Here is a 20,128-nt window from a genome sequence, read left to right as displayed (position 1 = left end):
AGATTTCTTTTTTTCTGAGTCGATAAGAGTAAGGTCGGGCGTGCATCCTCAGGATGTAATGGTCCCGAGCTAACCTGAAGACCGTTTGAGGGCTTATCCATGCCAAGAAGACGCGTAGCAGCCAAGCGCGAAGTGCTTGACGATCCAAAATACGGAAGCCAAATCCTGGCCAAGTTCATGAACCACGTGATGGAAAGCGGTAAGAAAGCCGTTGCCGAGCGTATCGTTTATGGCGCGCTGGAAAAGGTTAAAGAACGTAAGAACGGCGATCCCCTGGAACTCTTCGAGAAAGCACTCGACGCCATCGCTCCGCTGGTCGAAGTGAAGTCGCGCCGTGTAGGCGGTGCTACTTACCAGGTTCCGGTCGAAGTTCGTCCTTCCCGTCGTAACGCTTTGGCAATGCGCTGGTTGGTAGACTTTGCGCGTAAGCGTGGCGAAAAGTCTATGGCTTTGCGCTTGGCTGGCGAACTGCTGGACGCTGCTGAAGGCAAGGGCGCAGCAGTTAAGAAGCGTGAAGACGTGCACCGTATGGCTGAAGCTAACAAAGCTTTCTCGCACTACCGCTTCTAATTTCAGCGCTATTCACTTTGCGAGGGCTTTATGGCTCGTACTACACCGATTAACCGCTACCGTAACATTGGTATCTGTGCACACGTGGACGCGGGTAAAACCACGACTACTGAGCGGGTACTTTTTTACACTGGCAAAAGTCACAAGATGGGCGAGGTGCATGATGGCGCCGCGACCACGGACTGGATGGTGCAGGAGCAGGAGCGTGGTATTACCATTACTTCTGCTGCGATCACTACTTTTTGGCAGGGTTCCAACAAGCAGTACGATAACTACCGCTTCAACGTAATCGATACCCCGGGTCACGTAGACTTCACTATTGAAGTTGAACGTTCCCTGCGTGTGCTCGATGGTGCGGTTGTTGTGTTCTGCGGCACCTCGGGTGTTGAGCCTCAGTCCGAAACCGTATGGCGTCAAGCCAACAAGTACGGCGTTCCACGTCTTGTTTACGTTAACAAGATGGACCGTGCTGGCGCGAACTTCCTGCGCGTGATCGGTCAGATCAAAACTCGTCTGGGTCACACTCCGGTGCCTATCCAGTTGGCTATCGGTTCCGAAGACAACTTCCAGGGTCAGATCGATCTGATGACCATGGAAGCGGTTTACTGGAGCGATGCTGACAAAGGTATGACTGCTCGTCGCGAAGCTATTCCTGCAGAACTGCAAGAGTTGGCTGAAGAGTGGCGCAGCAACATGGTTGAGGCTGCGGCCGAAGCCAGCGAAGAGCTGATGAACAAGTACCTGGAAGGTGAAGAACTCACCATCCCGGAAATCAAAGCGGCTCTGCGTCAGCGTACTATCGCCGGCGAAATCGTTTTGGCTGTTTGCGGTTCTTCCTTCAAGAACAAGGGTGTTCCCCTGGTTCTCGACGCCGTGATCGACTACCTGCCAGCCCCGGTAGACATTCCTGCCATCAAGGGTACTGACCCTGATGACGAGACTGTCGAGCTGGAGCGTCATGCAGACGACGCAGAACCGTTCTCGGCTTTGGCGTTCAAGATCGCAACTGACCCATTCGTGGGTACTTTGACCTTCGTCCGCGTTTACTCGGGCGTATTGAACTCCGGTGACGGCGTAATCAACTCGGTTAAAGGCAAGAAAGAGCGCGTGGGTCGTATGGTGCAAATGCACGCTAACGCCCGCGAAGAGATCAAGGAAGTACGCGCTGGTGACATCGCGGCCTTGATCGGCATGAAGGACGTCACCACTGGTGAAACCTTGTGCAACGCTGACAAGCCAATCATCCTGGTTCGCATGGACTTCCCGGAGCCGGTTATTTCGGTTGCTGTTGAGCCTAAAACCAAGGATGACCAGGAAAAAATGGGTATCGCACTGGGCAAGCTGGCTCAGGAAGACCCGTCTTTCCGCGTTAAAACTGATGAAGAGACTGGTCAAACGATCATCTCTGGTATGGGCGAATTGCACCTCGACATCCTGGTTGACCGGATGAAGCGTGAGTTCAACGTCGAAGCCAACATCGGTAAGCCTCAGGTTTCCTATCGTGAGCGCATCACGAAGAACTGTGAGATCGAAGGCAAGTTCGTTCGTCAGTCCGGCGGTCGTGGCCAGTTTGGTCACTGCTGGATCCGTTTTGCACCTGCTGACGAAGGTCAGGAAGGTCTGCAGTTCGTGAACGAAGTGGTAGGTGGTGTGGTTCCTAAGGAATACATCCCGGCTATCCAGAAGGGTATCGAAGAGCAGATGAAGAACGGTGTTGTTGCCGGCTATCCGCTGATCGGCCTGAAGGCTACCGTGTTTGATGGTTCTTACCACGACGTCGACTCCAACGAGATGGCGTTTAAGGTGGCTGCTTCCATGGCGACCAAGCAACTGGCTACCAAAGGTGGCGGTGAGCTGCTTGAGCCGATCATGGCGGTAGAGGTTGTTACACCTGAAGACTATATGGGTGACGTGATGGGCGACCTGAACCGTCGTCGCGGCATGATCCAGGGTATGGAAGATACGGTTTCCGGCAAAGTAATTCGTGCCGAGGTTCCGTTGGGTGAAATGTTTGGTTATGCGACCGACGTTCGTTCCATGTCTCAGGGTCGCGCAAGCTACTCTATGGAATTCAAAAAATACGATACAGCGCCGTCGCACATCGTCGATGCTGTTACTAAAAAACAAGGCTGATTTAGTTCAGTCCTTTAGGCAAGGAGTTAATTGTCGTGGCTAAAGAAAAATTTGATCGTTCCCTACCGCACGTCAACGTTGGCACCATCGGTCACGTTGACCATGGTAAAACCACACTGACTGCAGCTCTGACGCGTGTTTGCTCCGAAGTTTTCGGTTCTGCTCGTGTTGACTTCGACAAGATCGACAGCGCGCCAGAAGAAAAAGCTCGTGGTATCACCATCAACACTGCGCACGTTGAGTACAACTCGACTATTCGTCACTACGCTCACGTTGACTGCCCAGGTCACGCTGACTACGTGAAGAACATGATCACTGGTGCTGCCCAGATGGACGGCGCGATCCTGGTATGTTCGGCTGCTGATGGCCCGATGCCACAAACCCGTGAGCACATCCTGCTGTCCCGTCAGGTAGGCGTTCCGTACATCGTGGTTTTCCTGAACAAGGCTGACCTGGTAGACGACGCTGAGCTGCTGGAACTGGTTGAGATGGAAGTGCGCGATCTGCTGAGCACTTACGACTTCCCAGGTGATGACACTCCAATCATCATCGGTTCTGCTCGTATGGCTCTGGAAGGTCTGGACGACAACGAAATGGGCACCACTGCCGTTCGTAAACTGGTTGAAACTCTGGACAGCTACATCCCAGAGCCAGTACGTCTGACTGACAAGCCGTTCCTGATGCCAATCGAAGACGTATTCTCGATCTCTGGTCGCGGTACTGTTGTGACTGGTCGTATCGAGCGCGGTATCGTTCGCGTACAAGACCCGCTGGAAATCGTTGGTCTCCGTGACACCACTGCTACCACTTGCACCGGCGTTGAAATGTTCCGCAAACTGCTCGACGAAGGTCGTGCTGGCGAGAACTGCGGCGTTCTGCTGCGTGGTACTAAGCGTGACGACGTTGAGCGTGGTCAGGTTCTGGTTAAGCCAGGTACTGTTAAGCCTCACACCAAGTTCACCGCAGAAGTTTACGTTCTGAGCAAAGAAGAAGGTGGTCGTCATACTCCTTTCTTCAAAGGCTACCGTCCACAGTTCTACTTCCGTACTACTGACGTGACTGGTAACTGCGAACTGCCAGAAGGCGTTGAAATGGTTATGCCAGGTGACAACATTCAAATGACTGTTACCCTGATCAAAACCATCGCAATGGAAGATGGTCTGCGTTTCGCTATCCGTGAAGGCGGTCGTACCGTCGGCGCTGGCGTCGTAGCCAAAATCATCGAGTAATCGATGATTGCATGAAAAAGCCCCCGCTTAGCGGGGGCTTTTTTTATTGAGTTGACACCTAGTGGGGTCGTCTATAGAATTGCGCCTCCTTTTAACGGGCGTATTGCGCTCGGTGGGAACAGCAATCTGGAGTCTGAAATCCAATGCAAAATCAGCAAATCCGTATCAGGTTGAAGGCTTTTGACCATCGCCTGATCGACCAATCAACCCAGGAAATCGTGGAAACCGCGAAACGTACTGGTGCTCAAGTGCGTGGTCCAATTCCACTGCCTACCCGTAAAGAGCGGTTCACCGTTCTGGTCTCCCCGCACGTCAACAAAGACGCGCGTGACCAGTACGAGATCCGCACTCATAAGCGCGTTCTGGACATCGTCCAGCCAACGGATAAAACCGTTGATGCACTTATGAAGCTTGATCTTGCGGCCGGTGTGGAAGTGCAGATCAGCCTCGGCTAAGACTCGGGTCTTAGTCGTGTAACGCTCTGAAATGGGCGGCCATAGCGGGTGAAAGCCCCGTACACTCATGAGGTTTACAACATGACTATTGGTGTAGTCGGTCGTAAATGCGGTATGACCCGTATTTTCACCGAAGAAGGTGTCTCCATTCCGGTCACGGTCATTGAGATCGAGCCGAATCGCGTCACCCAGTTCAAAACTGAAGAAACCGATGGCTATCGTGCAGTGCAAGTCACTGTCGGCGAGCGTCGCGCTTCGCGTGTAACAGCTGCTCAGGCGGGTCACTTCGCCAAGGCAAACGTTGCTGCTGGTCGTACTGTGCTGGAATTCCGTCTTGAAGAAGGCGAATACAAAGCAGGCGATCTGATCAACGCTGAGATCTTCGCTGCTGGTCAACTGGTTGATGTAACCGGTCAGTCCAAAGGTAAAGGCTTCCAGGGTACGATCAAGCGTTGGAATTTCCGTGGCCAAGATAACACTCACGGTAACTCCGTTTCCCACCGCGTCCCGGGCTCTATTGGCCAGTGCCAGACTCCTGGTCGTGTATTCAAGGGCAAGAAAATGTCCGGTCATATGGGCGCTGAGCGCGTGACCGTGCAGTCCCTCGAAGTAGTGCGCGTCGACGCTGAACGCAATCTGTTGTTGGTCAAGGGTGCTGTTCCTGGCGCTACTGGCGGCAACCTGGTTGTACGTCCAGCGGCCAAGGCTCGCGGTTAAGGGGAAGCTGACATGCAATTAAACGTAAATGACGCTCAAGCGATCGAAGTTTCCGAACTGACTTTCGGCGGCGAATTCAACGAGACGCTGGTTCACCAAGCAGTCGTGGCCTACATGGCCGGCGGCCGTCAAGGTAGCAAACAGCAAAAGACCCGTTCTGATGTCCGTGGTGGCGGTAAGCGCCCTTGGCGTCAGAAAGGTACTGGCCGTGCTCGTGCCGGTACTATCCGTAGCCCAATCTGGCGTGGCGGCGGTACCACTTTCGCAGCTCGTCCACAAGATCACTCTCAGAAGCTCAACAAGAAGATGTACCGCGCAGCACTGCGCTCCATCCTTGCTGAACTGGTGCGTACTGATCGTCTGGTCGTGGTTCAGGACTTCGCTGTAGAAGCGCCAAAAACCAAAGATCTGCTGAACAAACTGAATGGCATGGGTCTGACTGATGTCCTGATCGTGTCCGAAGTTGTTGATCAGAACCTGTACCTGGCTGCTCGTAACCTCCCGCACGTTGATGTACGTGACGTACAAGGTTCCGATCCAGTTAGTCTGATCGCATACGACAAGGTGTTGATCACCGTGTCGGCCGTGAAGAAATTCGAGGAGCTGCTGGGATGAACCAGGAACGCGTATTTAAAGTTCTGCTTGGCCCGCACGTTTCCGAAAAGGCTACGGTTCTGGCAGACAAGAAAGGCCAGTTCGTTTTCAAGGTTGCTACTGACGCAACCAAGCTGGAAATCAAGAAGGCCGTCGAAAGCCTGTTCAGCGTGAAAGTTGAGCGTGTTACTACCCTGAACGTTCTGGGTAAGAGCAAGCGCACCGCTCGCGGCTTGGGCAAGCGTAATGACTGGAAGAAGGCAGTTATCTCCCTTCAGCCAGGCCAAGATCTCGATTTCAGCAGCAGTGCTGAGTAAGGAAGGGGTGCATCATGGCAATCGTTAAATGCAAACCGACTTCCCCTGGCCGCCGTCATGTGGTCAAGGTGGTCAACCAGGAGCTGCATAAAGGCGCTCCTCACGCACCGCTGCTCGAGAAAAAATCGAAGTCTGGTGGTCGTAACAATAATGGCCGCATTACCACGCGTCACGTCGGTGGTGGTCATAAGCAGCACTACCGTTTGGTCGACTTCCGTCGCAACGACAAAGATGGCATCCCAGCCACTGTTGAGCGCATCGAATACGATCCAAACCGTACTGCTCACATTGCTCTTATGTTGTACGCAGACGGCGAACGCCGTTACATCATCGCCCCTAAAGGCGTGAGTGCTGGTGACCAGCTGATCTCGGGTGCTTTGGCTCCGATCAAGCCAGGTAACTCGCTGCAACTGCGCAGCATTCCAGTAGGTAGCACCGTACACGGCATCGAACTGAAGCCGGGTAAAGGCGCGCAAATCGCACGTTCCGCTGGTGCTTCGGCTCAGCTGGTAGCTCGCGAAGGTGTCTATGTGACCCTGCGTCTGCGCTCTGGTGAAATGCGCAAAGTATTGGCTGAATGCCGTGCAACGCTGGGTGAAGTCTCGAACTCCGAGCACAGCCTGCGTTCGCTGGGTAAAGCTGGTGCCAAACGCTGGCGTGGCGTTCGCCCAACCGTTCGTGGTGTTGCCATGAACCCGGTTGACCACCCACATGGTGGTGGTGAAGGTCGTACCTCTGGTGGTCGTCATCCGGTATCGCCATGGGGCTTCCCGACTAAGGGCGCGAAGACTCGTGGTAATAAGCGTACCGACAAAATGATCGTCCGTCGTCGCAAGTAAATAGAGGGATACGACAGTGCCACGTTCTCTGAAAAAAGGTCCTTTTATTGATCTTCACCTACTGAAGAAGATCGAAGTGGCGGCGGAAAAGAACGATCGCAAGCCGGTGAAAACCTGGTCGCGTCGTTCGATGATCCTGCCACAAATGGTCGGTCTGACCATCGCTGTGCATAACGGTCGTCTGCATGTTCCAGTTCTCGTGAACGAAGACATGGTTGGCCATAAACTGGGCGAGTTTGCCGGTACCCGCACTTATCGTGGGCACGTGGCTGACAAGAAAGCCAAGCGTTAAGGGGTAAGGAACGATGGAAGTAGCCGCTAAGTTGTCGGGCGCTCGAATCTCCGCCCAGAAAGCCCGCTTGGTCGCCGACCAGATCCGCGGGAAGAAGGTGGGCGAAGCGCTCAACCTGTTGGCTTTCAGCAACAAGAAAGCCGCCGAGATCATCAAGAAAGTGCTGGAGTCGGCCGTAGCCAACGCCGAGCATAACGAAGGCGCAGACGTTGACGACCTTAAAGTCGCCACCGTTTTCGTCAACGAAGGGCGTTCGCTGAAGCGCATCATGCCGCGTGCTAAAGGCCGCGCTGATCGCATCGTCAAGCGGTCTTGCCATATCACTGTCAAGGTTGCTGACAAGTAACGGAGTCGAAGAGATGGGTCAGAAAGTACATCCCATTGGCATTCGCCTGGGAATCGTCAAGGAGCACACCTCCGTCTGGTACGCAGACGGTCGGACTTATGCGGACTACCTGTTCGCTGATCTGAAGGTGCGTGAATACCTCCAAGACAAACTAAAAAGCGCGTCCGTAAGCCGTATCGATATCCATCGTCCGGCCCAAACTGCACGCATCACCATCCACACCGCTCGTCCAGGTATCGTTATCGGGAAGAAAGGTGAAGATGTTGAGAAGCTGCGTCAGGACCTGACCAAGCAAATGGGTGTGCCTGTGCACATCAATATCGAAGAGATCCGCAAGCCGGAACTCGACGGTATGCTGGTTGCGCAGAGCGTAGCTCAGCAGCTGGAGCGTCGTGTAATGTTCCGTCGCGCGATGAAGCGCGCTGTACAGAACGCTATGCGCATTGGTGCCAAAGGCATCAAAATCCAAGTGAGCGGTCGTCTCGGCGGTGCTGAAATTGCACGTACTGAATGGTATCGCGAAGGTCGTGTGCCACTGCACACCCTGCGTGCCGACATCGACTATGCCAACTACGAAGCTCACACCACTTACGGTGTGATCGGTGTAAAGGTTTGGATCTTCAAAGGCGAAGTAATTGGTGGTCGCCAAGAAGAGCTGAAGCCACAAGCACCAGCGCCTCGTAAAAAAGCTGCTAAGTAAGGGGTACGCCAAATGTTACAACCTAAGCGTACGAAGTTCCGCAAGCAAATGACTGGCCACAACCGTGGCTTGGCATTGCGCGGTAGCAAAGTCAGCTTCGGCGAGTATGCGCTGAAGTCTGTTGCTCGTGGTCGCCTCACCGCTCGTCAGATCGAATCAGCGCGTCGTGCTCTGACCCGTCACGTTAAACGTGGCGGCAAGATCTGGATCCGTGTATTCCCGGACAAGCCTATTTCCAAAAAGCCACTCGAAGTTCGGATGGGTAAAGGTAAGGGTAACGTCGAGTACTGGGTAGCCCAGATTCAGCCAGGCAAAGTCCTGTATGAAATCGAGGGTGTTTCTGAAGAGCTGGCGCGTGAGGCTTTCGCCCTGGCTGCTGCAAAGCTGCCGCTCGCCACCTCCTTTGTTAAACGGACGGTGATGTGATGAAAGCGAATGAACTTCGTGAAAAATCCGCACAGCAGCTGAACGAGCAACTGCTCGGCTTGCTGCGCGACCAGTTCAATCTGCGCATGCAGAAAGCAACTGGCCAGTTGGGGCAGTCGCATCTGCTCTCGCAAGTTAAGCGTGACATCGCTCGCGTGAAGACTGTGCTCAAACAGCAGGCAGGTAAGTAATCATGGCTGAAGCCGAAAAAACTGTCCGTACGCTGACTGGCCGTGTTGTCAGCGACAAGATGGACAAGACCATCACCGTTCTGATCGAACGTCGCGTTAAGCACCCGATCTACGGTAAATACGTTAAGCGTTCGACTAAGCTGCACGCGCACGACGAAACCAATCAGTGCCACATCGGCGACAAAGTCACTATTCGTGAAACTCGTCCGCTGGCCAAGACTAAGTCTTGGGCTCTGGTTGATGTTCTCGAACGCGCTGTGGAAGTCTAAGGACTAGGGGTCGGAGAAATTATATGATTCAGACTCAATCCATGCTCGATGTGGCCGATAACAGCGGCGCACGCCGTGTTATGTGCATCAAGGTGCTGGGTGGCTCCCATCGTCGTTACGCTGGTATCGGTGACATCATCAAAGTTACTGTCAAGGAAGCAATTCCTCGCGGTAAAGTGAAAAAAGGCCAAGTGATGACTGCTGTTGTAGTCCGCACTCGTCACGGTGTTCGCCGTGCAGATGGCTCCATTATCCGCTTTGATGGCAACGCTGCTGTTCTTCTGAACACCAAGCAAGAGCCTATCGGCACCCGTATCTTTGGGCCAGTGACCCGTGAACTTCGTACTGAGAAGTTCATGAAGATCGTCTCGCTCGCCCCAGAAGTGCTGTAAGGAGATCCGACATGCAAAAGATTCGTCGTGACGACGAGATCATCGTGATCGCCGGCAAAGACAAAGGTAAGCGCGGTAAGGTGCTTAAGGTTCTGGCTGACAACCGTCTGGTTGTCGGTGGCCTGAACCTGGTCAAGCGTCATACCAAGCCTAACCCGATGTCGGGCGTGCAAGGCGGTATCGTCGAAAAGGAAGCTCCACTGGATGCTTCTAACGTCGCCATTTTCAACGGCGAAACCAACAAGGCTGACCGCGTTGGTTTCAAAGTAGAAGACGGCAAGAAAATTCGTGTCTTCAAGTCGACCCAAAAAGCGGTTGATGCTTGAACACTGCTAGGTAGATGAGACCATGGCACGACTAAAAGAGATTTACCGGAAGGAAATCGCTCCGAAACTTAAGGAAGAACTTAAGCTTTCGAACGTGATGGAAGTTCCGCGCGTTACCAAAATCACCCTGAACATGGGTCTGGGCGAAGCGATCGGCGACAAAAAAGTCATCGAGCACGCAGTAGCTGATTTGGAAAAAATCACAGGTCAAAAAGTTGTTGTGACCTACGCTCGCAAATCCATCGCAGGCTTTAAAGTTCGCGAAGGCTGGCCGATCGGCGTCAAAGTAACTCTGCGCCGTGAGCGTATGTACGAATTCCTGGATCGTCTGCTGTCGATCTCCCTGCCTCGGGTTCGCGACTTCCGCGGCCTGAATGCCAAGTCCTTCGATGGTCGTGGCAACTACAGCATGGGCGTTAAAGAGCAGATCATTTTCCCGGAAATTGACTACGACAAAATCGATGCTCTTCGCGGTCTGGACATCACCCTGACCACTACTGCTCGGACGGATGATGAAGGTCGCGCATTGCTGCGTGCTTTCAAATTCCCGTTCCGCAACTGATTGGAGTAGGACCATGGCCAAGATGAGCATGAAAAACCGCGAGCTGAAACGTCAGCGCACGGTTGCCAAGTTCGCCAAGAAGCGTGCTGAGCTGAAAGCTATCATCGTTGATCTGAACGCAAGTCCAGAAGCACGTTGGGAAGCTCAAATCGCTCTGCAGAAGCAGCCACGTGACGCAAGCGCTTCGCGCATGCGTAACCGCTGCCGCCTGACTGGTCGTCCGCATGGTGTTTACCGCAAGTTCGGCCTGGGCCGTAACAAATTGCGTGAAGCTGCTATGCGCGGTGACGTACCAGGTCTGGTTAAAGCTAGCTGGTAAGGCGTCTAGACAAAGTTATCGCTGTCGGGGTCATAGGATCCTGACAGCCGGTAACCTTGGAAATGAATCAAGCCCCTATTGGGGCTTGATTCATTTCTGGCGTGTGTCTAGAATGACCGGCTCGCCAGAGCCTGTGCTTTTTTAAGCGCAGAGCCACTCGGTGACAGTTGTAGCCGCAAGGCTAATTCTTTTTGTATCAGGAGCGTCTAGCCCATGAGTATGCAGGACCCGTTAGCGGACATGCTAACTCGAATCCGTAATGCCCAGATGGCTGAAAAGTCTGTCGTAAGCATGCCGTCTTCCACGTTGAAGGTGGCTGTAGCTAAAGTTCTTAAGGACGAAGGTTACATCGCGGATTTTCAGATCAGCAGCGAAATCAAGCCACTGCTGTCTATCGAGCTGAAGTACTTCGAAGGCCGTCCGGTTATCGAAGAAGTGAAGCGCGTTAGCCGTCCAGGTCTGCGCCAGTACAAGTCCTCCGATGAACTGCCAAAAGTTCGCGGCGGCCTCGGTGTGTCCATCGTCTCCACCAACAAAGGTGTGATGACGGATCGTGCTGCGCGCGCTGCCGGTGTCGGCGGCGAAGTTCTTTGCACAGTGTTCTAAGGGGGGGATAAGCATGTCACGCGTCGCTAAGAACCCCGTTAAGCTGCCAGCTGGTGTTGAAGTAAAATTCTCCGGCCAACAGCTTTCGGTGAAGGGTGCCAAGGGTACTCTAGAACTGAACATCCATTCGTCGGTTGAAATCGTTGAAGAAGCTGGTGAGCTGCGTTTCGCTGCTCGCAATGGCGATCAACAAACTCGCGCAATGGCTGGTACCACTCGTGCGTTGGTAAACAACATGGTCCAAGGCGTAAGCCAAGGCTTCGAGCGTAAGCTCCAGCTGGTCGGTGTTGGTTACAAAGCGCAAGCAAAAGGCACAGTGCTGAACCTGGCTCTTGGCTTCTCGCACCCAGTGGATTACGAACTGCCGGAAGGCATCACCGCTGAGACCCCTAGCCAGACCGATATCCTGATCAAGGGCATCGACAAGCAGCTGGTAGGTCAAGTGGCCGCTGAGATCCGCGACTTCCGTCCACCAGAGCCTTACAAAGGTAAAGGTGTGCGTTACGCGGACGAAGTCGTCCGCCGTAAAGAAGCCAAGAAGAAGTAGGGCCTAGCAAATGACCGACAAAAAAGTTACTCGACTGCGTCGCGCTCGCAAAGCACGTCTGAAAATGCACGAACTCGAAGTCGTGCGTCTCTGCGTGTTCCGCTCTTCGCAGCACATCTATGCCCAGGTCATCTCGGCCGACGGCAGCAAAGTCCTGGCAAGCGCCTCGACTTTGGACAAAGAACTGCGTGATGCTGCCACTGGCAACATCGACGCGGCCACAAAGGTTGGCCAGCTGGTCGCTACGCGTGCTAAAGCCGCTGGCGTCTCGCAGGTGGCTTTCGACCGCTCTGGCTTCAAGTACCACGGCCGCGTTAAAGCGCTGGCTGAGGCTGCTCGTGAAGCTGGGCTGGAGTTCTAAGTTATGTCAAATAACGACCAAAAGCGCGACGAAGGCTACATTGAGAAGCTGGTTCAAGTTAACCGCGTAGCCAAAACCGTTAAAGGCGGCCGTATCTTCACTTTCACCGCGTTGACCGTGGTTGGTGATGGTAAAGGGCGTGTTGGCTTCGGCCGTGGCAAGTCACGTGAAGTGCCTGCTGCGATCCAGAAGGCAATGGAAGCTGCTCGCCGCAACATGATTCAAGTTGACCTGGACGGCACTACTCTGCAATACGCAATGAAGTCCGCTCACGGCGCTTCGAAGGTGTACATGCAGCCTGCATCTGAAGGTACCGGTATCATCGCTGGCGGCGCAATGCGTGCTGTCCTCGAAGTTGCTGGCGTTCAGAACGTTCTGGCTAAGTGCTACGGCTCGACTAACCCGGTAAACGTGGTTCACGCCACTTTCAAAGGTTTGAAAGCTATGCAATCTCCTGAGTCCATCGCTGCTAAGCGTGGCAAAAGCGTCAAGGAGATCTTCTGATCATGGCTACCGTAAAAGTTACGCTGATCAAAAGCATGACCGGCCGCATCCCTAACCACAAACTGTGCGTTAAGGGTTTGGGTCTGCGTCGCATCGGTCACACTGTAGAAGTCCAGGATACTCCCGAGAATCGCGGGATGATCAACAAGGCTTACTACATGCTGCGTGTCGAGGGTTAATCGATGAAACTCAATGATCTGAGTCCAGCGCCGGGTTCCCGTCGCGAAAAGCATCGTCCGGGCCGTGGTATCGGTAGTGGTTTGGGTAAGACTGGTGGCCGTGGTCACAAAGGTCAAACTTCCCGCTCCGGTGGCACAATTGCTCCAGGCTTTGAAGGCGGTCAACAGCCGCTGCATCGTCGTCTGCCTAAGTTCGGTTTCGTTTCCCTGAAAGCTATGGATCGCGCAGAAGTGCGTCTGTCCGAGCTGGCTAAAGTGGAAGGCGATATCGTTACTGTGCAGACCCTGAAAGATGCCAACGTGATTAACGTCAACGTTCAGCGTGTGAAAATCATGCTGTCCGGCGAAGTTACTCGCGCTGTCACAATCGGCAAGGGAATCGGCGCCACCAAAGGTGCGCGTTCGGCTATCGAAGCAGCTGGCGGCAAGTTCGAGGAATAAATGGCTAAGCAAGGTGCTCTCTCAGCGCTCAGCAAAGGCGGGTTGTCCGAGCTCTGGGCTCGTCTGCGTTTTCTATTCCTGGCGATTATCGTCTACCGAATAGGCGCACACATTCCAGTTCCAGGCATTAACCCTGACCGGCTGGCGGACCTGTTTCGACAGAATGAGGGGACCATTCTTAGCTTGTTCAACATGTTTTCCGGCGGTGCGCTGGAGCGGATGAGTATTTTTGCGCTGGGGATCATGCCGTACATTTCGGCATCGATCATCATGCAGCTTATGTCCGCTGTTAGCCCGCAGCTGGAGCAGTTGAAGAAGGAAGGTGAAGCTGGTCGTCGCAAGATTAGCCAGTACACCCGCTACCTCACTGTCGCTCTCGCTCTCGTCCAGGCCATTGGCATGTCCATTGGTCTGGCAGGGCAGGGCGTAGCGTTCACTGGTGATCTAGGCTTCCATTTCGTTGCAGTAACCACTTTTGTGGCGGGTGCAATGTTCATGATGTGGCTGGGTGAGCAGATTACTGAGCGTGGTGTTGGCAACGGTATCTCGATGTTGATTTTTTCGGGTATCGTCGCCGGTCTTCCGAGAGCAATTGGGCAGTCGTTTGAGTCTGCGCGTCAGGGCGATATCAATATTTTCGCCCTGGTTGCTATCGGTTTGCTGGCAGTAGCGATTATCGGTTTCGTGGTGTTCATTGAGCGTGGTCAGCGTCGTATTGCTGTTCACTACGCAAAGCGTCAGCAGGGCCGCAAGGTGTTTGCTGCGCAGACTAGCCACTTACCGTTGAAAGTGAATATGGCCGGCGTTATTCCGGCTATTTTTGCGAGCAGCATTTTGCTGTTCCCGGCTTCGCTGGGTGCCTGGTTCGGTCAGTCTGAAGGTATGGGCTGGTTGCAGGACATCTCGCAGTCGATCGCTCCTGGTCAGCCGTTGAATATTCTGCTGTTTAGTGCAGGGATTATTTTCTTCTGCTTCTTCTATACGGCGTTGATGTTCAATCCGAAAGACGTAGCGGAAAACCTGAAGAAGTCCGGTGCCTTTATTCCGGGTATCCGTCCAGGTGAGCAGTCTGCACGCTATATTGATGGCGTTTTGACTCGTTTGACTCTGTTCGGTGCTCTCTATATGACGGCCGTATGTCTGTTGCCCCAGTTCTTGGTGGTTGCGGCAAACGTTCCGTTCTACCTTGGCGGGACCTCGTTGCTGATCGTGGTCGTGGTTGTTATGGACTTTATGTCGCAAGTACAATCGCACCTCGTTTCGCACCAGTACGAATCCCTGATGAAGAAAGCCAACCTGAAGGGCTACGGCAGCGGAATGCTGCGCTGAAGTTCCCATAAGGTTAGAGGAGTTGGTGATGAAAGTTCGTGCATCGGTGAAAAAGCTGTGCCGTAACTGCAAGATTATTCGCCGCGAAGGTGTTGTTCGGGTAATTTGCAGCGCGGAACCACGTCACAAACAGCGCCAAGGCTGAGTGTGATCTGTTTGAAGCCCAGCAGCTAGTGCGCTGCTGGGTTGATTATTTGTTATTACAGCGATATTATCTCGCGCCCTATTTCTTGGCTTCCGGGGCGTAGGTAGCTGTCAATTGGAGTCCCACTGAATGGCCCGTATTGCAGGCGTTAACATTCCAGATAACAAGCACACTGTTATCTCGCTGACCTACATCTATGGTGTTGGTCGCACTACTGCACAGAAGATCTGTGTGGATGCTGGTGTAAACCCAGCCGCTAAGATCAAGGATCTGAGCGACGAGCAGATTGAGTTGCTGCGTGGCGAAGTGGCAAAGTTCACCACTGAAGGTGACCTGCGTCGTGAAGTCAACATGAAAATCAAACGCTTGATGGACCTGGGCTGCTACCGCGGTCTGCGCCATCGTCGTGGTCTTCCAGTGCGCGGTCAGCGTACCAAGACCAACGCGCGTACTCGCAAAGGTCCGCGTAAGCCGATCCGCAAGTAATCGCACCAGCGAATCGACAGGAATTTAGTCATGGCAAAACCTGCTGCTCGTCCTCGTAAAAAAGTAAAAAAGACAGTGGTTGATGGCATCGCCCACATCCACGCGTCTTTCAACAACACTATCGTGACCATCACCGACCGTCAGGGTAACGCTCTTTCTTGGGCTACCTCCGGTGGTTCGGGTTTCCGCGGTTCTCGCAAGTCCACCCCGTTCGCTGCTCAAGTAGCTGCTGAGCGTGCTGGTCAAGCTGCGCTGGAATATGGCCTGAAAAACCTTGACGTTAACGTTAAAGGTCCAGGTCCAGGTCGTGAGTCCGCTGTCCGTGCTTTGAACGGCTGTGGCTATAAGATCGCCAGCATCACCGACGTGACGCCAATCCCGCACAACGGGTGCCGTCCGCCGAAGAAGCGCCGCGTGTAATCCAGGAGACTGTAAAGAATGGCTCGTTACATTGGTCCAAAATGCAAACTGGCACGTCGTGAAGGCACAGATCTCTTCCTGAAGAGTGGTGTGCGCGCTATCGAATCGAAGTGCAATATTGAAGCTGCTCCAGGCATCCACGGCCAGCGCCGCGGTCGCCAATCCGACTACGGCACCCAACTGCGTGAAAAGCAGAAGGTTCGTCGTATCTACGGTGTTCTCGAGCGTCAGTTCAGCGGCTACTACAAACAAGCTGCTGGCAAAAAAGGTGCAACTGGCGAAAACCTGCTGCAACTGCTCGAATGCCGCCTGGATAACGTCGTATACCGTATGGGTTTCGGCTCTACTCGTGCCGAATCTCGTCAGTTGGTATCGCACAAGTCGATCAGCGTAAACGGTCAAACCGTTAACGTTCCGTCCTACCAGGTTCGTGCTGGTGACGTGGTCGCTATCCGCGAGAAAGCAAAGAACCAGCTTCGCATTGTCCAAGCTCTCGATCTGTGTGCCCAACGTGGCCGCGTAGAATGGGTAGAAGTAGACACTGAGAAGAAGTCGGGCGTTTTCAAGAACGTTCCAGCTCGCAGTGATCTGTCCGCCGACATCAACGAAAGCCTGATTGTCGAGCTCTACTCCAAGTAAGGGCTAGAAAATAGGTGCATCCATGCAGATTTCGGTAAATGAGTTCCTGACACCCCGCCACATTGATGTGCAGGTTGTCAGTCCAACCCGCGCTAAAATCACTCTCGAGCCTCTCGAGCGTGGTTTTGGCCACACCCTGGGCAACGCGCTGCGCCGCATCCTGTTGTCCTCAATGCCAGGCTGTGCAGTAGTCGAGGCCGAGATTGATGGTGTGCTCCACGAGTACAGCGCCATCGAAGGTGTACAGGAAGACGTAATTGAAATCCTGTTGAACCTTAAAGGTCTGGCTATCAAGCTGCACGGCCGTGACGAAGTTACGCTGACCTTGTCGAAGAAGGGTTCGGGGGTGGTTACCGCTGCCGATATTCAGCTGGATCATGATGTCGAGATCGTTAATCCCGATCACGTAATCGCCAACCTGGCGTCTAACGGCGCCTTGAACATGAAGCTCACCGTAGCTCGTGGTCGTGGTTATGAACCAGCCGACTCGCGTCAGAGCGATGAAGACGAAAGCCGCAGCATCGGTCGCTTGCAGCTCGACTCTTCGTTCAGCCCGGTTCGCCGTATCGCATACGTGGTGGAAAACGCCCGTGTCGAGCAGCGTACTAACCTGGACAAGTTGGTAATTGATCTGGAGACCAACGGTACACTGGATCCTGAAGAGGCCATTCGTCGTGCTGCAACCATCCTGCAACAGCAGTTGGCTGCATTCGTCGACCTCAAAGGTGACAGCGAGCCAGTGGTTATCGAACAGGAAGACGAGATCGATCCGATCCTGCTTCGTCCGGTTGACGATCTGGAACTGACCGTGCGTTCGGCCAACTGCCTTAAGGCGGAGAACATTTACTACATCGGTGACCTGATTCAGCGCACCGAAGTAGAACTGTTGAAGACTCCGAACCTGGGCAAGAAATCCTTGACTGAAATCAAGGACGTTCTGGCCTCCCGTGGTCTGTCCCTCGGCATGCGCCTCGACAACTGGCCGCCTGCAAGTCTTAAGAAGGACGACAAGGCGACTGCCTGATCGTCGTAATCACCGAACGTTGTGTTTGGTAAGGAATGAACCATGCGTCATCGTAAAAGTGGTCGTCACCTGAGCCGCACTAGCTCGCACCGCAAGGCTATGTTTCAAAACATGGCAGTGTCGCTGTTCGAGCACGAGCTGATCAAAACGACTCTGCCGAAAGCCAAAGAACTGCGTCGCGTTGCTGAGCCGCTGATTACTCTGGCCAAGAACGATTCTGTTGCTAACCGCCGTCTGGCTTTCGACCGTACTCGTTCGAAAGCAATCGTTGGCAAGCTGTTCAACGATCTGGGCAAGCGTTATGCAACTCGTGAGGGTGGCTACCTGCGCATCCTCAAGTGCGGTTTCCGCGCTGGCGACAACGCGCCTATGGCGTACGTCGAGTTGGTTGATCGTCCAGTTGGCGGTGAAGCTGTATCCGCTGAGTAAGACGTCAGTCTCTACAAAAAACCGGGCCTAGTGTCCGGTTTTTTGTTGTCGATCAATTAGTTTTATCTATTATGAATCTTTGTTTAATGCATTTGCCCGTGTGGAGTTAGTGGTCAATACTCTTCCTCAGCCGATTAGCCGGCAACACAAAGACTGATTGAGGAAGGATTAGCATGAGTCAGACCAAAACGCTTACGACTGCCAGTGGCGCACCTGTTGCTGATAACCAGAACTCTCGCTCGGCTGGGCCTCGTGGCCCGTTGTTGCTCGATGATTTTCATCTGATTGAAAAGCTCGCGCACTTCAACCGCGAAAATATTCCTGAGCGTCGCGTTCACGCGAAGGGTTCTGCAGCCCATGGCACATTCACCTTGACCCGCGACATCAGCCAATACAGCAGTGCCAAGCTGTTTGATTCTGTCGGCAAACAAACTCCGATCTTCTTGCGCTTCTCAACAGTAGGCGGTGAGCGTGGTTCGGCTGACACCGAGCGTGATCCGCGTGGTTTTGCCCTCAAGTTCTACACAGAAGAAGGCAACTGGGACATCGTAGGCAACAACACACCGGTCTTCTTCATACGCGACCCGCTTAAATTCCCAGACTTTATCCACACCCAAAAGCGCCTGCCACAAAGCAACCTGAAAAGTGCGCAGATGAAGTGGGATTTCTGGTCGCATTCACCGGAGTCGCTGCACCAGGTCACCATCCTGTTCTCGGACCGCGGCATTCCCGATGGCTATCGTCATATGCACGGTTTTGGCAGTCACACCTACAGCCTGATCAATGCGGCTGGTGAACGTCATTGGGTCAAATGGCATTACAAAACCAAGCAAGGCATCAAGAACTTGCCGCCAGAAGAAGCCGCACGCCTGGCAGGTACTGATCCTGACTACGCTCAGCGCGATCTGTTCGAAGCCATTGAGCGTGGGGATTACCCAAAATGGCGTGTGTGCATCCAAATCATGACCGAGGCCCAAGCAGCGTCGCATCGCGATAACCCATTCGATGTCACCAAAACCTGGTCGCAAAAAGAGTTCCCGCTGATCGAGATCGGCGAACTTGAGCTCAATCGCAACCCGCTCAACTACTTTGCCGAAGTTGAACAGGCGGCGTTTGGCCCTAGCAACATGATTCCGGGTGTCGGTCTGTCCCCTGATCGCATGCTGCAAGGCCGTGTATTCGCTTACGCGGATGCGCACCGCTACCGTGTAGGCACCAACCACCAGCACTTGCCCATCAACGCCCCGCGTGTGCCTGCGCACAACTATCAGCGCGACGGTTCCATGGCCTATGGCAACAACGGGGGAGCTGCGCCTAACTACGAGCCTAACAGCTACGCTGACGCGCCTAAGCAAGCTCCCCAGTACGCTGAACCGCCATTGGCCCTCAGTGGCGCAGCCGACCGTTACGATCACCGCGAGGACACTGACTACTACAGCTACGCCGGTGCGCTGTTCCGCTTGATGAACGAAGATCAAAAAAACCTGCTCATCAATAATATTGCCGGTGCGATGGAAGGGGTTACAGAGGACGTTGTTCAGCGTCAGTTGCAGCACTTCTACAAAGCAGACCCTGCCTACGGTGAAGGTGTCGCCAAAGCACTGGGTGTAACGGTGAAGTAAGTCTAAGTGAGAAGCAGAACCGCCCTCAAATGGGCGGTTTTTGCGTTATTTAAGCGTGTTTTCTGCGCAGATTAGCGTTTTTATTGCGATTGAGCCGTGACCTCTCGGTCAGCTTGGTTCAAACTACAGCCTTTCAAGCAGGGAGATGTGGGGCGATGCTAGGGCACCCGGACGTAATCGATTACCTCAACACGTTGTTAACCGGCGAGCTGGCTGCACGTGACCAATATTTTGTCCATTCCCGTATGTACGAGGACTGGGGCTTCACCAAGTTGTACGAGCGTATCAACCACGAGATGGAAGAAGAGGCACAACACGCTGATGCATTGATGCGCCGGATTCTCATGCTCGAAGGTACGCCACGCATGCGTCCAGACGATCTGGACGTCGGTACCACTGTGCCAGAGATGCTCGCCGCAGATTTGCGCCTCGAGTACAAAGTGCGCGCTGCATTGTGCAAAGGCATCGAGTTGTGTGAACTGCACAAAGACTACGTGAGCCGCGATATTCTACGTATTCAGTTGGCCGATACCGAAGAAGATCACACCTACTGGCTCGAAAAACAGCTGGGTCTGATCAAGTCCATCGGATTGCAGAACTACCTTCAGTCTCAGTTCTGATTCGCTGGTAATTTGTAGGCACCGACGTGCTCGCACATCTGCCGCAACCAGGTTCATCGTCTACAAAAAGCGCCCCAACGAAAAAGCCCCTGCCATCAT

Annotated in this window: 33 protein-coding genes; all 33 read left to right on the top strand. The window is 53.7% G+C overall.

What is annotated here, in order from left to right:
- Nucleotides 1-99: 99 nt before the first annotated feature.
- Nucleotides 100-570 (top strand): 30S ribosomal protein S7, encoded by a 471-nt coding sequence (gene rpsG / locus NTD86_RS05365; RefSeq protein WP_019409900.1) that lies wholly within the window; start codon nt 100-102, stop codon nt 568-570.
- Nucleotides 571-600: 30 nt separating this feature from the next.
- Nucleotides 601-2,703, top strand: a complete 2,103-nt coding sequence (gene fusA / locus NTD86_RS05360; RefSeq protein ID WP_262201117.1) for an elongation factor G — start codon at nt 601-603, stop codon at nt 2,701-2,703.
- A 35-nt stretch (nt 2,704-2,738) separates the two neighbouring features.
- Entirely contained in the window at nt 2,739-3,932 is a 1,194-nt protein-coding gene (tuf, locus tag NTD86_RS05355; protein WP_262201116.1) for an elongation factor Tu, read from the top strand.
- Between the two features lie 143 nt (nt 3,933-4,075).
- Entirely contained in the window at nt 4,076-4,387 is a 312-nt protein-coding gene (rpsJ, locus tag NTD86_RS05350) for a 30S ribosomal protein S10 (RefSeq protein WP_003186070.1), read from the top strand.
- Nucleotides 4,388-4,468: 81 nt separating this feature from the next.
- Nucleotides 4,469-5,104, top strand: a complete 636-nt coding sequence (rplC, locus tag NTD86_RS05345) for a 50S ribosomal protein L3 (RefSeq protein WP_025262053.1) — start codon at nt 4,469-4,471, stop codon at nt 5,102-5,104.
- 12 nt (nt 5,105-5,116) lie between these two features.
- Entirely contained in the window at nt 5,117-5,719 is a 603-nt protein-coding gene (rplD, locus tag NTD86_RS05340; RefSeq protein WP_048373846.1) for a 50S ribosomal protein L4, read from the top strand.
- Nucleotides 5,716-6,015 (top strand): 50S ribosomal protein L23, encoded by a 300-nt coding sequence (gene rplW, locus NTD86_RS05335; protein ID WP_002555488.1) that lies wholly within the window; start codon nt 5,716-5,718, stop codon nt 6,013-6,015. Before rplD ends, rplW begins: the two co-directional genes overlap by 4 nt.
- Before the next feature lie 14 nt (nt 6,016-6,029).
- The gene (rplB, locus tag NTD86_RS05330; RefSeq protein WP_262201115.1) at nt 6,030-6,854 is read left to right on the top strand and encodes a 50S ribosomal protein L2; all 825 of its coding nucleotides are present in this window, start codon (nt 6,030-6,032) and stop codon (nt 6,852-6,854) included.
- A 16-nt stretch (nt 6,855-6,870) separates the two neighbouring features.
- On the top strand, nt 6,871-7,146 hold the full coding sequence (gene rpsS, locus NTD86_RS05325; RefSeq protein WP_003232420.1) for a 30S ribosomal protein S19: 276 nt from the start codon (nt 6,871-6,873) through the stop codon (nt 7,144-7,146).
- A 13-nt stretch (nt 7,147-7,159) separates the two neighbouring features.
- Nucleotides 7,160-7,492 (top strand): 50S ribosomal protein L22, encoded by a 333-nt coding sequence (gene rplV, locus NTD86_RS05320; protein ID WP_003444373.1) that lies wholly within the window; start codon nt 7,160-7,162, stop codon nt 7,490-7,492.
- Between the two features lie 13 nt (nt 7,493-7,505).
- A complete protein-coding gene (gene rpsC, locus NTD86_RS05315; protein ID WP_003176422.1) occupies nt 7,506-8,192 on the top strand; it encodes a 30S ribosomal protein S3 in 687 nt (228 codons plus the stop codon).
- A 12-nt stretch (nt 8,193-8,204) separates the two neighbouring features.
- Nucleotides 8,205-8,618, top strand: a complete 414-nt coding sequence (gene rplP / locus NTD86_RS05310; protein WP_019409905.1) for a 50S ribosomal protein L16 — start codon at nt 8,205-8,207, stop codon at nt 8,616-8,618.
- Nucleotides 8,618-8,809 (top strand): 50S ribosomal protein L29, encoded by a 192-nt coding sequence (rpmC, locus tag NTD86_RS05305; RefSeq protein WP_003444371.1) that lies wholly within the window; start codon nt 8,618-8,620, stop codon nt 8,807-8,809. The genes rplP and rpmC overlap by 1 nt, the downstream gene beginning before the upstream one ends.
- A 2-nt stretch (nt 8,810-8,811) precedes the next feature.
- Nucleotides 8,812-9,078, top strand: coding sequence for a 30S ribosomal protein S17 (rpsQ, locus tag NTD86_RS05300; RefSeq protein WP_003176419.1), 267 nt, complete (start codon nt 8,812-8,814; stop codon nt 9,076-9,078).
- 23 nt (nt 9,079-9,101) lie between these two features.
- Complete coding sequence (gene rplN / locus NTD86_RS05295) at nt 9,102-9,470, top strand: 50S ribosomal protein L14 (protein WP_008089810.1); 369 nt, start codon at nt 9,102-9,104, stop codon at nt 9,468-9,470.
- A gap of 11 nt (nt 9,471-9,481) precedes the next feature.
- Nucleotides 9,482-9,796, top strand: a complete 315-nt coding sequence (gene rplX, locus NTD86_RS05290) for a 50S ribosomal protein L24 (RefSeq protein ID WP_262201114.1) — start codon at nt 9,482-9,484, stop codon at nt 9,794-9,796.
- 22 nt (nt 9,797-9,818) lie between these two features.
- Nucleotides 9,819-10,358, top strand: coding sequence for a 50S ribosomal protein L5 (rplE, locus tag NTD86_RS05285; RefSeq protein WP_003186044.1), 540 nt, complete (start codon nt 9,819-9,821; stop codon nt 10,356-10,358).
- A gap of 13 nt (nt 10,359-10,371) precedes the next feature.
- Nucleotides 10,372-10,677, top strand: coding sequence for a 30S ribosomal protein S14 (rpsN, locus tag NTD86_RS05280; RefSeq protein ID WP_262201113.1), 306 nt, complete (start codon nt 10,372-10,374; stop codon nt 10,675-10,677).
- 213 nt (nt 10,678-10,890) lie between these two features.
- Nucleotides 10,891-11,283 (top strand): 30S ribosomal protein S8, encoded by a 393-nt coding sequence (gene rpsH / locus NTD86_RS05275; protein WP_262201112.1) that lies wholly within the window; start codon nt 10,891-10,893, stop codon nt 11,281-11,283.
- Between the two features lie 13 nt (nt 11,284-11,296).
- Nucleotides 11,297-11,830, top strand: coding sequence for a 50S ribosomal protein L6 (gene rplF / locus NTD86_RS05270; RefSeq protein ID WP_262201111.1), 534 nt, complete (start codon nt 11,297-11,299; stop codon nt 11,828-11,830).
- A gap of 10 nt (nt 11,831-11,840) precedes the next feature.
- Nucleotides 11,841-12,191: a 50S ribosomal protein L18 gene (gene rplR, locus NTD86_RS05265; protein ID WP_003444364.1), complete on the top strand. Its 351-nt coding sequence runs from the start codon at nt 11,841-11,843 to the stop codon at nt 12,189-12,191.
- Nucleotides 12,192-12,194: 3 nt separating this feature from the next.
- Nucleotides 12,195-12,695: a 30S ribosomal protein S5 gene (rpsE, locus tag NTD86_RS05260; protein ID WP_262201110.1), complete on the top strand. Its 501-nt coding sequence runs from the start codon at nt 12,195-12,197 to the stop codon at nt 12,693-12,695.
- Between the two features lie 2 nt (nt 12,696-12,697).
- Nucleotides 12,698-12,874, top strand: coding sequence for a 50S ribosomal protein L30 (gene rpmD, locus NTD86_RS05255; protein WP_003176408.1), 177 nt, complete (start codon nt 12,698-12,700; stop codon nt 12,872-12,874).
- Nucleotides 12,875-12,877: 3 nt separating this feature from the next.
- On the top strand, nt 12,878-13,315 hold the full coding sequence (rplO, locus tag NTD86_RS05250; protein WP_003176407.1) for a 50S ribosomal protein L15: 438 nt from the start codon (nt 12,878-12,880) through the stop codon (nt 13,313-13,315).
- Nucleotides 13,316-14,644, top strand: coding sequence for a preprotein translocase subunit SecY (gene secY / locus NTD86_RS05245; RefSeq protein WP_003444361.1), 1,329 nt, complete (start codon nt 13,316-13,318; stop codon nt 14,642-14,644).
- Between the two features lie 28 nt (nt 14,645-14,672).
- Nucleotides 14,673-14,789 carry a 50S ribosomal protein L36 gene (gene rpmJ, locus NTD86_RS05240; protein ID WP_002555468.1) on the top strand — a complete coding sequence of 39 codons (117 nt, stop codon included), beginning with the start codon at nt 14,673-14,675 and terminating at the stop codon, nt 14,787-14,789.
- Nucleotides 14,790-14,918: 129 nt separating this feature from the next.
- Nucleotides 14,919-15,275 carry a 30S ribosomal protein S13 gene (gene rpsM / locus NTD86_RS05235; RefSeq protein ID WP_019409909.1) on the top strand — a complete coding sequence of 119 codons (357 nt, stop codon included), beginning with the start codon at nt 14,919-14,921 and terminating at the stop codon, nt 15,273-15,275.
- 30 nt (nt 15,276-15,305) lie between these two features.
- Entirely contained in the window at nt 15,306-15,695 is a 390-nt protein-coding gene (gene rpsK / locus NTD86_RS05230; RefSeq protein WP_002555466.1) for a 30S ribosomal protein S11, read from the top strand.
- Between the two features lie 18 nt (nt 15,696-15,713).
- Nucleotides 15,714-16,334: a 30S ribosomal protein S4 gene (gene rpsD / locus NTD86_RS05225; RefSeq protein ID WP_003444359.1), complete on the top strand. Its 621-nt coding sequence runs from the start codon at nt 15,714-15,716 to the stop codon at nt 16,332-16,334.
- A 22-nt stretch (nt 16,335-16,356) separates the two neighbouring features.
- Nucleotides 16,357-17,358, top strand: coding sequence for a DNA-directed RNA polymerase subunit alpha (locus tag NTD86_RS05220; protein WP_003176403.1), 1,002 nt, complete (start codon nt 16,357-16,359; stop codon nt 17,356-17,358).
- Between the two features lie 42 nt (nt 17,359-17,400).
- Entirely contained in the window at nt 17,401-17,787 is a 387-nt protein-coding gene (gene rplQ, locus NTD86_RS05215; RefSeq protein WP_047277870.1) for a 50S ribosomal protein L17, read from the top strand.
- Nucleotides 17,788-17,960: 173 nt separating this feature from the next.
- Complete coding sequence (locus NTD86_RS05210; protein WP_262201109.1) at nt 17,961-19,409, top strand: catalase; 1,449 nt, start codon at nt 17,961-17,963, stop codon at nt 19,407-19,409.
- A 155-nt stretch (nt 19,410-19,564) separates the two neighbouring features.
- On the top strand, nt 19,565-20,029 hold the full coding sequence (gene bfr, locus NTD86_RS05205; RefSeq protein WP_048373825.1) for a bacterioferritin: 465 nt from the start codon (nt 19,565-19,567) through the stop codon (nt 20,027-20,029).
- Nucleotides 20,030-20,128 lie beyond the last annotated feature (99 nt).

Origin of the sequence: Pseudomonas sp. 7P_10.2_Bac1, assembly GCF_025465935.1 — a bacterium.
In the GTDB taxonomy this organism is placed as follows: domain Bacteria; phylum Pseudomonadota; class Gammaproteobacteria; order Pseudomonadales; family Pseudomonadaceae; genus Aquipseudomonas.
Note: the sequence above shows the minus strand (reverse complement) of the source record. Positions and strands in the feature narration are given on the sequence as shown.

What these genes read in the sequence shown, in the direction of transcription:
- rplR (WP_003444364.1), top strand. Translation starts at nt 11,841, where the DNA reads ATGACCGACAAAAAAGTTACTCGACTGCGTCGCGCTCGCAAAGCACGT.
- secY (WP_003444361.1), top strand. Translation starts at nt 13,316, where the DNA reads ATGGCTAAGCAAGGTGCTCTCTCAGCGCTCAGCAAAGGCGGGTTGTCC.
- rplN (WP_008089810.1), top strand. Translation starts at nt 9,102, where the DNA reads ATGATTCAGACTCAATCCATGCTCGATGTGGCCGATAACAGCGGCGCA.
- rpsN (WP_262201113.1), top strand. Translation starts at nt 10,372, where the DNA reads ATGGCCAAGATGAGCATGAAAAACCGCGAGCTGAAACGTCAGCGCACG.
- rplD (WP_048373846.1), top strand. Translation starts at nt 5,117, where the DNA reads ATGCAATTAAACGTAAATGACGCTCAAGCGATCGAAGTTTCCGAACTG.
- rpmC (WP_003444371.1), top strand. Translation starts at nt 8,618, where the DNA reads ATGAAAGCGAATGAACTTCGTGAAAAATCCGCACAGCAGCTGAACGAG.
- rplQ (WP_047277870.1), top strand. Translation starts at nt 17,401, where the DNA reads ATGCGTCATCGTAAAAGTGGTCGTCACCTGAGCCGCACTAGCTCGCAC.
- rpmD (WP_003176408.1), top strand. Translation starts at nt 12,698, where the DNA reads ATGGCTACCGTAAAAGTTACGCTGATCAAAAGCATGACCGGCCGCATC.
- rpsK (WP_002555466.1), top strand. Translation starts at nt 15,306, where the DNA reads ATGGCAAAACCTGCTGCTCGTCCTCGTAAAAAAGTAAAAAAGACAGTG.
- rplF (WP_262201111.1), top strand. Translation starts at nt 11,297, where the DNA reads ATGTCACGCGTCGCTAAGAACCCCGTTAAGCTGCCAGCTGGTGTTGAA.
- rplX (WP_262201114.1), top strand. Translation starts at nt 9,482, where the DNA reads ATGCAAAAGATTCGTCGTGACGACGAGATCATCGTGATCGCCGGCAAA.
- bfr (WP_048373825.1), top strand. Translation starts at nt 19,565, where the DNA reads ATGCTAGGGCACCCGGACGTAATCGATTACCTCAACACGTTGTTAACC.
- rpsE (WP_262201110.1), top strand. Translation starts at nt 12,195, where the DNA reads ATGTCAAATAACGACCAAAAGCGCGACGAAGGCTACATTGAGAAGCTG.
- rplW (WP_002555488.1), top strand. Translation starts at nt 5,716, where the DNA reads ATGAACCAGGAACGCGTATTTAAAGTTCTGCTTGGCCCGCACGTTTCC.
- rplB (WP_262201115.1), top strand. Translation starts at nt 6,030, where the DNA reads ATGGCAATCGTTAAATGCAAACCGACTTCCCCTGGCCGCCGTCATGTG.
- rpsC (WP_003176422.1), top strand. Translation starts at nt 7,506, where the DNA reads ATGGGTCAGAAAGTACATCCCATTGGCATTCGCCTGGGAATCGTCAAG.
- rplC (WP_025262053.1), top strand. Translation starts at nt 4,469, where the DNA reads ATGACTATTGGTGTAGTCGGTCGTAAATGCGGTATGACCCGTATTTTC.
- rpsQ (WP_003176419.1), top strand. Translation starts at nt 8,812, where the DNA reads ATGGCTGAAGCCGAAAAAACTGTCCGTACGCTGACTGGCCGTGTTGTC.
- rplP (WP_019409905.1), top strand. Translation starts at nt 8,205, where the DNA reads ATGTTACAACCTAAGCGTACGAAGTTCCGCAAGCAAATGACTGGCCAC.
- rpmJ (WP_002555468.1), top strand. Translation starts at nt 14,673, where the DNA reads ATGAAAGTTCGTGCATCGGTGAAAAAGCTGTGCCGTAACTGCAAGATT.
- rpsH (WP_262201112.1), top strand. Translation starts at nt 10,891, where the DNA reads ATGAGTATGCAGGACCCGTTAGCGGACATGCTAACTCGAATCCGTAAT.
- rpsM (WP_019409909.1), top strand. Translation starts at nt 14,919, where the DNA reads ATGGCCCGTATTGCAGGCGTTAACATTCCAGATAACAAGCACACTGTT.
- rpsD (WP_003444359.1), top strand. Translation starts at nt 15,714, where the DNA reads ATGGCTCGTTACATTGGTCCAAAATGCAAACTGGCACGTCGTGAAGGC.
- NTD86_RS05210 (WP_262201109.1), top strand. Translation starts at nt 17,961, where the DNA reads ATGAGTCAGACCAAAACGCTTACGACTGCCAGTGGCGCACCTGTTGCT.
- rplO (WP_003176407.1), top strand. Translation starts at nt 12,878, where the DNA reads ATGAAACTCAATGATCTGAGTCCAGCGCCGGGTTCCCGTCGCGAAAAG.
- rplE (WP_003186044.1), top strand. Translation starts at nt 9,819, where the DNA reads ATGGCACGACTAAAAGAGATTTACCGGAAGGAAATCGCTCCGAAACTT.
- rpsJ (WP_003186070.1), top strand. Translation starts at nt 4,076, where the DNA reads ATGCAAAATCAGCAAATCCGTATCAGGTTGAAGGCTTTTGACCATCGC.
- NTD86_RS05220 (WP_003176403.1), top strand. Translation starts at nt 16,357, where the DNA reads ATGCAGATTTCGGTAAATGAGTTCCTGACACCCCGCCACATTGATGTG.
- fusA (WP_262201117.1), top strand. Translation starts at nt 601, where the DNA reads ATGGCTCGTACTACACCGATTAACCGCTACCGTAACATTGGTATCTGT.
- rpsG (WP_019409900.1), top strand. Translation starts at nt 100, where the DNA reads ATGCCAAGAAGACGCGTAGCAGCCAAGCGCGAAGTGCTTGACGATCCA.
- rplV (WP_003444373.1), top strand. Translation starts at nt 7,160, where the DNA reads ATGGAAGTAGCCGCTAAGTTGTCGGGCGCTCGAATCTCCGCCCAGAAA.